Raw genomic sequence first — 9,181 nt, forward strand, 5'->3', positions numbered from 1 at the left:
CACCCTCACCGGCATGTTCCCGGTGGCCGACGGACTGCTCCTGCGCCCGTTCCGGGACGAGGACGGGCCGGCCCTGGTGGAGATCTACCGTGATCCGCTGCTGCGCCGTTTCACCAGGCTCCCGGTGGCGGACGCCGGGGACACGGCCCGCTGGCTGGACGTGCAGCGCCAGGGCCGGGCGGACGGCGACCGGTACAGCTTCGCGGTGCTGGAGCCCGGCGCGGCGCGCGCGGGGGAGCAGTTGGTCGGCAACGTGGTGCTCAAGCGCGGCACCCCGGGCGGGGCCTCGGCCGAGGTGGGCTACTGGACGGCGGCCGCCGCCCGGGGCCGCGGCGTGGCCCCGCGCGCGGTGGAGGCGCTCACCGCCTGGGCGTTCGAGGTCTTCGCCGCCGACGGGCTGGTCCGGCTCGACCTGCTGCACCAGGTGGACAATCCGGCCTCGTGCCGGGTGGCGGAGAAGTCCGGCTACCGCTTCCGGGAGGTCCTGCCCGCCCGGCCGCCGTTCCCCCGGGACGGCCATCTGCATGTGCGGACGGTGACCCCGCCCGGCTAGCGCTCCGGCCGCACAGGTTCGCCGGTCGGGCGATCAAGGCCATAGCGGCGAGCGGCCTGCCTCTCCGTCTGATGCCTTGCAGAATAAGGACCTTGGCGTGTTCGCATCGTTGGCACGGCACTAGAGTGAGACGGTGAGCTCTCTGCCGGAAGACCCGACGCGACTGATCAGCGAAGACGACCGCGACACGGCCGTGCGGCGCCTGCAGGAGGCGTACGCCGAAGGGCACATCTCGCACGAGGAGATGGACGAACGCCTCCACCAGGTGCTCACCGGCAGGACGCGCAGCGAGCTCGTGCGGGCTCTGGTCTCGCTCCCGGAGGAGGACGCGGGCACCACGTCCACGATTGCCGTCGCCGGCGGACGGATCCAGCGGCGCGGTGCATGGCGGGTACCTCGGATCCTCAAGGTCGCGTCCGCATTCGGAAGGGTGCACCTGGACCTGTCCCGGGCGGTCATCGAGCATCCGGTGGTCGACATCGAGTTGCAGCTCGGCACCGGCAGGGCCAGGATCACGGTGCCCCGCGACGCGATCGTCGACGTCGAGGATCTGCACACCGGGTGGAAAGACTTGCTCTACAGGACCCGGCGGCGCTCCGGCTCCGGCGGGCCGAGGATCCGGATCTCCGGGACCATGGGGTTCGGACGGTTGAAGATCCGCCACGCGCGGCGTTAGGCAGGATCGACGAGACCCGTAAACAGGTTGGACCGAAGCGAAGAAGCAGGTCAGAGTGGTCTCATGGCTTCTCTTGTGCGACATGTGACGATCGATTGCACCGACCCCTTCCGCCTCGCCGAGTTCTGGGCGCAGGCGCTGGACGGCACGGTGGGCGAGGACGACAACCCGGGCGATGCGGAGGCGGTGGTGGAGTCGGCGGGGGCCTCGCTGCTGTTCATCGGCGTTCCTGAGGGCAAGTCGGTGAAGAACCGCGTCCACCTGGACCTCCAGCCGCAGGACCGGTCCCGGGAGGAGGAAGTGGAGCGCCTGCTGGCCCTGGGCGCCACCCTGGTGGCGGACCACCGTACCCCGGACGGGCTCGGCTGGGTGACCCTGGCGGACATTGAGGGTAACGAGTTCTGCGTCGAGCGCAGCGCCGCCGAGCGGGCCGCGACCACCGGCGCCTGATACCGCGCAGCCCGGCGGCCGGGCAGCCCGGGTCCCCGCGTTCCGGGGACCCGGGCTTCGGTGGCGCGGGCTTCGGTAGACCGCGCGCCCGTCCTCAGTCGATCGTGGCCGACCACGGGCCCCGGGACAGGTGGATCACGCCGTCCGGGGTGACGGTCGCATCGGCTCCGTACAGCGGCAGGCCGCCTTCGACCAGACTCCTGGTCCGGACCCGTTCCAGCTCGCTCCAGAGCCGCTGGGGCCCGGCCTGGTGGACGATGGGCGGCTCGAACCGGACGGCCGTGGCCCGTGCCCACGATCCGTCGCGGTGGACCAGGTACGCCGTCCGGGACCCGCCCCTCTCTTCGAAGTCGTACTCGATGCCGGGCACCGAGACCGACAGGAACGACCAGGTCTCCCACGCCTCCCGCACATCGCTCACGGGGTAGCGGCCGGTTGTGATGTCCTCACCCTCCGCCTCGCGGGCGGTCCGGTACAACTCGGCTGGTCCGGTTGGGTAGTTCGCGTCGTGCCGGGTGCCCATGAACCCGGCCCGGTCGCGTTCGATGTGCCCGCGCGCTCCGCCGTCCGGGGTCTTCCAGGCCGTGAGGATCAGTGCGGTGTCCCGGATCGTGGTGACCAGGCGCCCGCCCTTCCGCAGCGCGGCGAGCCACGATGCCGGGACCGGCCGGACGCCCACCGTCGAGACGATGCGGTCGTGGTCGCCGGGGAGGGGCCCCGTCGCGTCGACGGCGGCGAACGCCGGGTGCAGGCCGAGGGCGGCCAGCCGGTCCCGCGCGGCGTCCACCAGGTACGGGTCCACGTCCACGCTGGTCACATGCCCGGAGCCGAGCCGCAGCGCCGCGTAGGCGGTCAGCCCGCCGGCCCCGGTGCCGATGTCCAGCAGATCGTGCCCCTGGTTGATCCGGCCGTGCCGCAGCATCTTCACCACCAGGGCGGCGAGCGTGGCCGACGACGTGGGGAGCCCGGTCGGGTGGTCACCGGGCTCGGCGTGGTCGGCGTGGTGCCCGCCGACGCTGGTCACGGCCGACTCGTTGCCGTAGGCGACTCGCGCCCAGCGCTCCGGGTCGTCCGCTCCCTTGTGCAGCGTCCAGCCCTCGGGCCCGTTCTCCCACCAGTTCGGGAGCAGGGTGTGCCGAGGGGTGTCCGCGACGGCCGCGCGCCAGCGGGAGTCGGGTTCGGTGGCGCGCTCTGCCAGGGCGGCGGCGTGGTGCTGCCAGTTCATCAGCGTGTTCCTTTCCGGTAGTTGCCGGTGATCTCCGGCTCGGCCATGCGAGGCACCCTGGGTGCTTCACCGACCTGGGGCTCCGTGATTGCGGTCACGAAATCACCGCTCGCATGGGTGAGTTGATGCATGGTGGTGCCCCGCCCCGGACGGGGAAGGGCCTCGACCGGCGTCCGGGGCGGGATTCTTCAGAGCGCCTTGCGGGCCCGTTCGTACGGGTTCTGTACGACGGCCGGCCCGGCGCAGCGGAGTGCCCAGGTGAAGGGCTTGCCGTTCTCGTCCAGGCTCCGGAAGGCGACGGTGGTGTACCGGACTTCTCCGGTGATCGGGTCTCCGGTCCGCTCGCGTCCGAGGAACACCCCAGTCCGCCCGTCCGGAAGCGTGGCCTCGGCCTGCAGGGCGGGCAGGTCGAGGGATTCGACGCATCCGCCCTCCGCCCGCCGGGGGCAGCCGCAGTCCAGCGTGCGGACCGCGGCCAGGGTCGGCGCGCCGCTCTCGAATGCAGCTGAGTTGGCGTACAGCGGGACGTACCCGTCGGCAACGATTCCGGGAGAGTTCATCGGTAGCACGGTGCTGGTCCTTCTTCGGGTCCTCGCTGGACTTCCCGTTGGACTCGTCCAGCGGCGCGCTTCTAGGCGTCCTGCTTGTGCGCGCCGGGTTCGGCCTTGCTGTTCATCCCTTGTGGCGACGCTCAGTTGGGCGGCCCCGCCCGTCCCGCCGGGGTGTCCGTGACGGGCGGGGCCTCGATTCCGTACGGGCGAACCGACGTGCTCCCCGTCGTCCGCGCGGAAGATCAGACCGGCCGGTCCGGCGGCCAGGCGCCCCGGGGGCGACGGTGGCCCGGGTGATCCGGGTGGTTGTCCAGCAGCACGCCGAGCAGGCTGAGGGTCGTCTGCGGGTCGAACACCGGGCGGTCGAGTTCCTGCCGGATCATGCTTCGGGTGATCTCACGGCCGATCTCGGCCTCGTACTGTTCCTGCGCGAGTATCCGGTCGTACTCGCGGGCCGCCCTCCGGCGCCTGGGGCTGGCCCAGAGCACCGGGGGCCAGAACTGCAGGTAGACACCCCAGACCCAGGTCCACGTCGCCCGGGGTTCGGTGGCCAGCCCGCGCAACATCCGGCCGAGGAAGGCGAGTCGGGAGTGGGGGTTCACGCGATGGCCCCCTCGGTACGGGCGTGCATGCCGGTCTGCAGCCGGGCCCGGTGCCGCTTCCGTTCGGCGCGCTCGAACCCGACCACGCACAGGGGGAGTTTCATCGGATCGTCAGGGGGGCCGTAGATCGGTCCCGGCGCGACCAGGGTCCACCGCTCGCAGCAGAAGCAGCGGCCTAGGTTCCACGCCGTCCGGTCCGGCAGCGTGTAGCGCTCCATGGGTGGTGCCCTACGCCGCGTCGCCGGCCGAGGGTTCGGGCAGTCGTCCGGGGGGCTTGCCCCGACTCGTGGGGGGCTTCGAGTCCATTGGTCTGACGAGCGGTTGGATCTCGCTCGGGTAGGTGGTCCACTCGATCCCGCCGTGTTCCGGCCGCAAGTAGACCTTGCCGGACTCGGTGCCCATGTAGGCACCGTGGACGCCTCGGTGGGCCATGTCCTTGACGATTTCGCCGAGCTGGGGGACGTACAGGGGGTCGGTGGGGGTGGTTCGCCGCGTCAACGTCCGTTCCTCTCCGTAGTGGATCCACTACCCAGGGCTGCCTACTGTGGCTTACAGTTGAGAACCGTTCAACCTGTCCGGGCCGGAAGTGCGAGTTGAGGAGATCACGTGAACCGCAAGGAACTTGACCCCGCGAAGTCTCCCCGTGCCGCCTTCGGGTCGCAGCTCCGCAGCTCACGGGAGGCCCTTGGACTGACGCAAGATCAACTCGCTGCACGGATGGAGTACTCCGGTACGTACATCTCGGCGGTAGAAGTCGCACGCAAATCTCCCGGGCTCAAATTCGCGCGGGCGGCCGACCAGGCGATGGGCACCGGCCAGACGCTGGAACTGATGTGGTGGGGTGTGAAGCGATCAGCCCTGCCGGGGTTTCCCGAGCACGCCGCGCAGGAGGCGCGCGCCACGGAGATTCGGGTCTTCGAGCCGAGCATCATCCCCGGATTGCTGCAGGTCCCCGAGTATGCGGCTGTCCATGCCGATGCTGGGGTTCGGCGAGGTGTCATCACGCAGGACCAAGCCCATGATCGGCTGACGTTCCTGGCCGCTCGGCAGCGTATGCACAAGCGAACCAAGCCTCCCCTGCTTCACGCCGTGATTGACGAGAGCGGCATCCGCCGAGCGACCGGCGGCGCGGCCGTCATGGCCGATCAGCTCGACCACCTGATTGCCATGGCCGAGCGCCCCCACGTGGTTCTGCAGATCGCCCCCTTCGCCCTGATCGAGCCGCTGCCGTTCAGCGGCTTCATCACACTTCTGACCTTTCCTGATCGATCAGTTGCGGGCTACACCGAGTCGGCCGAGCGCGGGTTTGTGATCCGCGACGCGGAGACCGTGACCAGTTGGGAAAGGGCCTACGATCGACTACAGGTAGAGGCGCTGTCGATGGCCGCGTCTCTGGCCCTGATCCGAGATGTGCGAAAGGACCTGACATGACCGACTCCGTAGACCTGGCCGCCGCTTCGTGGTTCAAGTCGAGCCACAGCCAGAATGGCGGTTCGTGCGTCGAGGTAGCCCCCGACTACCCCGGGCTTGTGCCCGTCCGTGACTCCAAGGACCCCGAGGGTCCCGCGCTCGTGTTCCCTGCCACCGCGTTCGCCGCGTTCGTCGCGGGCGTCAAGTCAGGCGAGTTCGGCACCGTCTGATGCTGCGCCTTGAGCGCGCCTCACCCGAGACCCCACCACCTCTCCTCGATGTGGTGGGGTCTCTCGCTGTCTCATGGCCAGGTGTGCGTACTGCGCGCGCCGTCTGTCGGGGCGTTTGGAACGAAACAGCGAGTCCGCACCCATGCGACCGCCTACCATCAACTACAGGTGGAGGCACCGTCGCAGGCTGCTTCCATGGCCGTGATCAGCCGGCAATGAAGGGGAACTACCGTGACCGAACCTCGCTGGTTCAAGTCCTCTTACAGCAGCAACGGTGGCAACTGCATCGAGGTGGCCGCCAACTTGGCCGGCACCCACGGTGCCGTGCCCGTGCGTGACTCCAAGAACCCCAGCGGTCCCACCCTGCTCTTCCCCACCGATACGTTCGCTGCGTTCGTGGCAGGCGTGAAGGCCGGTGAGTTCGGCGCCGCCTGACGCCACGTCTCCCAGCGTGGAGGAATCTCCGTTCGCAAGGCAGGAGAGGAATAGCACTCATGACCGACTCAGATCTGTCCGGCGCTTCCTGGTTCAAGTCGAGCCACAGCGGCAACGGCGGTTCCTGCGTTGAGGTAGCCCCCGACTACCCCGGGCTTGTCCCCGTGCGCGACTCCAAGGATCCGAGCGGCCCCGCCTTGGTTTTCCTTGCTGATGCGTTCGCTGCGTTCGTCGCGAGCGTCAAGTTGGGCGAGTTCGAAACCTTCTGACCATCAGCTACAGGGTGAGGCGCTGTCGAAGACTGCTTCCGTGGCCGTGATCAGCTGGCAACGAAGGGAACTACCGTGATCGAACCTCGCTGGTACAAGTCCTCATACAGTGGCAACGGCGGGACATGTGTAGAAGTCTCGCCCGACCACCCGGGCATCGTCCCCGTCCGTGACTCGAAGGACTCCGAGGGCCCCGCGCTCGTCTTCCCCACCGACGCCTTCGTCGCGTTCGTCGCGGGCGTCAAGGCCGGGGAGTTCGGTACCGTCTGATCGACGGCATACGGTGGCGGACCCGGATCGGGTGTGGACGGTCACGTAATTCCCCCGTTGTCCCTCTCTCCCCAAGGCCTGCTCGAACTCGCCTGCCGCATCATCTGCCTCCGACGGCTCCGCAAATCTTTCTTACTGATCGTTTCAGAATGACTTTCGAAGGCGCCGGAGGCAGATGATGCGGCAGGCGAGTTCGAGTAGTCCCTGGTGGAGATCGGCGCGTCGCTCGTAGCGGGTGCGGAGGCGCTTGAAGTGGTGGAGCCAGGCGAAGGCGCGCTCTACGACCCAGCGCACCTTGCCGAGTCCGGAACCGTGGGCGACGCCGCGTCGCGCGATCATCGGCTTGATGCCGCGCTTCCACAGCAGGCGGCGGTACTTGTCGAAGTCGTAACCCCGGTCGGCGAACAGCCGCCGGGGCCTGCGCCGCGGACGTCCCCGCAGTCCTCGGATTGGCGGTATCGCGTCCAGCAGGGGCAGCAGCTGGGTGACGTCGTGGCGGTTGCCTCCGGTGAGCGTCACGGCGAGCGGGGTGCCGCAACGGTCCACGATCACATGGTGCTTGGAGCCGGGGCGGGCGCGGTCGACGGGCGAGGGGCCGACATGATCCCCCCTTTGAGGGCCCGGACGTGCGAGCCGTCCACGGCGCAGTCGTCCAGGTCCAGCAGGTCCGCGCGGCGCAGTTCGGTCAGCAGCGCGGCGTGCAGGCGGGGCCAGACGCCGGCCTCGGTCCAGTCCCGCAGCCGGCGCCAGGCCGTGACCCCGGAGCATCCCACGGTCTGGGCGGGAACGTCGCGCCAAGCGACACCGGTCCGCAGCACGTAGATGATGCCGGCGAGGGCCGCCCGGTCCGGGACCCGTAGCCGCCCAGGGTGGCGGTGGCGTCGTTCGGGAGCGGGCGGCAGCAGCGGAGCCACCCGCTCCCACAGGTCGTCCGGGACAAGATCAACACGCACCAGGACACCCTGCCGACCAAAATCGCCAGACGCAAGGCCTACTGCTCAACTCATTCTGAAACGATCAGTTAGTGTCAACAGGTTGTGCCGGTGTAGGGTTTCTAGCTTCGCTGGTGCGGACTCCGCCATGGTCGGAACGCATCGAAGTAGCCGGCTCACCCTTGGAGGACAGGTGCCAGCGGTTCAGCGGATCACCTCCCGCAACGCCCGGTTTCAGCAGTGGGAGGCTCTGCTCACCAACCGGAAGAAGCGGAGCCAGCTCCGTGAATTCCTGGTCCAGGGGGTTCGGCCGATTTCGCTGGCCGTGGAGTACGGCTGGCCGATCAACGCGCTGCTCTACGACGACCGGCGGAAGCTGTCGGGCTGGGCGCAGGAGCTGCTGCGAACGACCCGGGCCGAGCGGATCGTGATGGCGCCGGAGCTGCTTGCGGAGCTGGGCGAGAAGACCGAGGGCGCGCCCGAGGTGATCGCGGTGGTCGGCATGCCGACGGACGACCTGGGCCGGATCGAGGTCGGGCCGGACTTCCTCGGTGTCCTGTTCGACCGGCCGACCACGCCGGGCAACATCGGGAGCATCATCCGGTCTGCGGATGCCTTCGGCGCACACGGGATGATCGTTTCGGGCCACGCTGCCGATGTCTACGACCCGAAGGCCGTGCGGGCGACCACGGGCAGCCTGTTCTCGCTGCCGTCCGTCCGGGTGCCGGGGCCGACCGAGGTGATGGCCTGGGTGGAGCAGCAGCGCACCGCCGGTCACCCACTGGTCCTGGTGGGCACGGACGAGAAGGGCGACGCGGACGTCTACGACTTCGACCTCACCCAGCCGGTGCTGCTGCTGGTCGGAAACGAGACGACCGGGCTGGCCGGCCAGTGGCGGGAGCTGTGCGACTACACGGTGAGCATCCCGATGACGGGGGCGGCCAGTTCGCTGAACGCGGCGAACGCCACGACCGCGATCCTGTACGACGCTTCCCGGCAACGGATCGCCGCCGGGAAGCGTCCTCGCTGATCGCAGGTCAGGTCCAGGTGCCGCCTGCGGCGGCACGGCGGTATACCTCCAGGTGCTTTGCGGCGATCACGTGATGACCCCACCACCTCTCCGGTGTGGTGGGGTCTCTACTCGCAAGGCACGGGAGGAGCAGCACCCATGGCCGACCTGGACCTGTTCGGCGCTCGTTGGCGCAAGAGTTCACACAGTGCCCAAGAGGGGCAGTGCGTCGAGGTGGCTTTCGACTATCCCGGGCTCGTCCCTGTCCGTGACTCCAAGAACCCCGAGGGCCCTGCCCTGGTCTTCCGCACCGCCACGTTCGCCGCGTTCGTCGCAGGCGTCAAGGCCGGGGAGTTCGGGACCGTCTGATCGACGGCATACGGTGGCGGACCCGGACCGGGTGTGGACGGTCACGTAATTCCCCAGGCTGTCATCCCGTCGTTCCGGAGGGGTGTCCGGAGGCCGGCGTGCCTAACTGATCGTTTCAAAATGAGTTCAGCTCAGGGGCTTGGCAGTTGATGTGTTCGGGCGGCAGAGTGCTCCACGTGTCGGATGATCTTGTGCCTGAT

Annotated in this window: 16 protein-coding genes; 10 read left to right on the top strand and 6 right to left on the bottom strand. The window is 69.0% G+C overall.

The features are described 5' to 3' along the window. Positions 1-13: 13 nt before the first annotated feature. From AB0P06_RS32885 to AB0P06_RS32895, 3 genes are all read left to right on the top strand, one after another. Positions 14-553 (top strand): GNAT family N-acetyltransferase, encoded by a 540-nt coding sequence (locus AB0P06_RS32885; protein WP_363613940.1) that lies wholly within the window; start codon positions 14-16, stop codon positions 551-553. A gap of 133 nt (positions 554-686) precedes the next feature. Continuing rightward, positions 687-1,229 carry a DUF1707 domain-containing protein gene (locus tag AB0P06_RS32890; RefSeq protein WP_363613910.1) on the top strand — a complete coding sequence of 181 codons (543 nt, stop codon included), beginning with the start codon at positions 687-689 and terminating at the stop codon, positions 1,227-1,229. 63 nt (positions 1,230-1,292) lie between these two features. After that, the gene (locus tag AB0P06_RS32895; RefSeq protein ID WP_363613912.1) at positions 1,293-1,679 is read left to right on the top strand and encodes a VOC family protein; all 387 of its coding nucleotides are present in this window, start codon (positions 1,293-1,295) and stop codon (positions 1,677-1,679) included. 94 nt (positions 1,680-1,773) lie between these two features. Here AB0P06_RS32895 and AB0P06_RS32900 read toward each other — a convergent pair whose 3' ends face one another. The 5 genes from AB0P06_RS32900 to AB0P06_RS32920 form a co-directional block, all read right to left on the bottom strand. Next, positions 1,774-2,904 (bottom strand): methyltransferase domain-containing protein, encoded by a 1,131-nt coding sequence (locus AB0P06_RS32900; protein ID WP_363613914.1) that lies wholly within the window; start codon positions 2,902-2,904, stop codon positions 1,774-1,776. A gap of 188 nt (positions 2,905-3,092) precedes the next feature. Next, positions 3,093-3,464 carry a hypothetical protein gene (locus AB0P06_RS32905; protein ID WP_363613916.1) on the bottom strand — a complete coding sequence of 124 codons (372 nt, stop codon included), beginning with the start codon at positions 3,462-3,464 and terminating at the stop codon, positions 3,093-3,095. Between the two features lie 233 nt (positions 3,465-3,697). Then, on the bottom strand, positions 3,698-4,057 hold the full coding sequence (locus AB0P06_RS32910) for a hypothetical protein (RefSeq protein WP_363613918.1): 360 nt from the start codon (positions 4,055-4,057) through the stop codon (positions 3,698-3,700). Continuing rightward, positions 4,054-4,275: a hypothetical protein gene (locus AB0P06_RS32915; RefSeq protein ID WP_363613920.1), complete on the bottom strand. Its 222-nt coding sequence runs from the start codon at positions 4,273-4,275 to the stop codon at positions 4,054-4,056. Before AB0P06_RS32915 ends, AB0P06_RS32910 begins: the two co-directional genes overlap by 4 nt. Positions 4,276-4,285: 10 nt before the next feature. Next, on the bottom strand, positions 4,286-4,555 hold the full coding sequence (locus AB0P06_RS32920) for a hypothetical protein (protein ID WP_363613922.1): 270 nt from the start codon (positions 4,553-4,555) through the stop codon (positions 4,286-4,288). A gap of 108 nt (positions 4,556-4,663) precedes the next feature. Here AB0P06_RS32920 and AB0P06_RS32925 point away from each other — a divergent pair, with 108 nt between their 5' ends. From AB0P06_RS32925 to AB0P06_RS32945, 5 genes are all read left to right on the top strand, one after another. Then, complete coding sequence (locus AB0P06_RS32925; RefSeq protein ID WP_363613924.1) at positions 4,664-5,488, top strand: helix-turn-helix transcriptional regulator; 825 nt, start codon at positions 4,664-4,666, stop codon at positions 5,486-5,488. Further along, the gene (locus AB0P06_RS32930; protein WP_363613926.1) at positions 5,485-5,697 is read left to right on the top strand and encodes a DUF397 domain-containing protein; all 213 of its coding nucleotides are present in this window, start codon (positions 5,485-5,487) and stop codon (positions 5,695-5,697) included. The genes AB0P06_RS32925 and AB0P06_RS32930 overlap by 4 nt, the downstream gene beginning before the upstream one ends. A 231-nt stretch (positions 5,698-5,928) precedes the next feature. Then, the gene (locus tag AB0P06_RS32935) at positions 5,929-6,132 is read left to right on the top strand and encodes a DUF397 domain-containing protein (RefSeq protein WP_363613928.1); all 204 of its coding nucleotides are present in this window, start codon (positions 5,929-5,931) and stop codon (positions 6,130-6,132) included. A 59-nt stretch (positions 6,133-6,191) separates the two neighbouring features. Continuing rightward, positions 6,192-6,401: a DUF397 domain-containing protein gene (locus AB0P06_RS32940; protein ID WP_363613930.1), complete on the top strand. Its 210-nt coding sequence runs from the start codon at positions 6,192-6,194 to the stop codon at positions 6,399-6,401. Positions 6,402-6,476: 75 nt separating this feature from the next. Next, complete coding sequence (locus tag AB0P06_RS32945; RefSeq protein WP_363613932.1) at positions 6,477-6,671, top strand: DUF397 domain-containing protein; 195 nt, start codon at positions 6,477-6,479, stop codon at positions 6,669-6,671. A 144-nt stretch (positions 6,672-6,815) separates the two neighbouring features. Here AB0P06_RS32945 and AB0P06_RS32950 read toward each other — a convergent pair. After that, positions 6,816-7,624 (bottom strand): IS5 family transposase gene (locus AB0P06_RS32950; protein ID WP_363613934.1). Its coding sequence is split into 2 segments (ribosomal slippage): positions 6,816-7,285 and positions 7,285-7,624, totalling 810 coding nucleotides; the frame shifts between segments, so codons are not numbered across the junction. 172 nt (positions 7,625-7,796) lie between these two features. Between AB0P06_RS32950 and AB0P06_RS32955 the strand changes: the two genes are divergently transcribed. Beyond that, positions 7,797-8,633 carry a TrmH family RNA methyltransferase gene (locus AB0P06_RS32955; protein ID WP_363613936.1) on the top strand — a complete coding sequence of 279 codons (837 nt, stop codon included), beginning with the start codon at positions 7,797-7,799 and terminating at the stop codon, positions 8,631-8,633. Positions 8,634-8,771: 138 nt separating this feature from the next. Beyond that, on the top strand, positions 8,772-8,981 hold the full coding sequence (locus tag AB0P06_RS32960) for a DUF397 domain-containing protein (protein WP_363613938.1): 210 nt from the start codon (positions 8,772-8,774) through the stop codon (positions 8,979-8,981). The last annotated feature ends 200 nt before the right edge of the window (positions 8,982-9,181 follow it).

It is taken from the genome of Kitasatospora sp. NPDC088351 (genome assembly GCF_040685575.1).
Taxonomy (GTDB): Bacteria; Actinomycetota; Actinomycetes; order Streptomycetales; family Streptomycetaceae; genus Kitasatospora.

What these genes read in the sequence shown, in the direction of transcription:
- AB0P06_RS32885 (WP_363613940.1), top strand. Translation starts at nt 14, where the DNA reads ATGTTCCCGGTGGCCGACGGACTGCTCCTGCGCCCGTTCCGGGACGAG.
- AB0P06_RS32895 (WP_363613912.1), top strand. Translation starts at nt 1,293, where the DNA reads ATGGCTTCTCTTGTGCGACATGTGACGATCGATTGCACCGACCCCTTC.
- AB0P06_RS32900 (WP_363613914.1), bottom strand. Translation starts at nt 2,904, where the DNA reads ATGAACTGGCAGCACCACGCCGCCGCCCTGGCAGAGCGCGCCACCGAA.
- AB0P06_RS32905 (WP_363613916.1), bottom strand. Translation starts at nt 3,464, where the DNA reads ATGAACTCTCCCGGAATCGTTGCCGACGGGTACGTCCCGCTGTACGCC.
- AB0P06_RS32915 (WP_363613920.1), bottom strand. Translation starts at nt 4,275, where the DNA reads ATGGAGCGCTACACGCTGCCGGACCGGACGGCGTGGAACCTAGGCCGC.
- AB0P06_RS32930 (WP_363613926.1), top strand. Translation starts at nt 5,485, where the DNA reads ATGACCGACTCCGTAGACCTGGCCGCCGCTTCGTGGTTCAAGTCGAGC.
- AB0P06_RS32940 (WP_363613930.1), top strand. Translation starts at nt 6,192, where the DNA reads ATGACCGACTCAGATCTGTCCGGCGCTTCCTGGTTCAAGTCGAGCCAC.
- AB0P06_RS32960 (WP_363613938.1), top strand. Translation starts at nt 8,772, where the DNA reads ATGGCCGACCTGGACCTGTTCGGCGCTCGTTGGCGCAAGAGTTCACAC.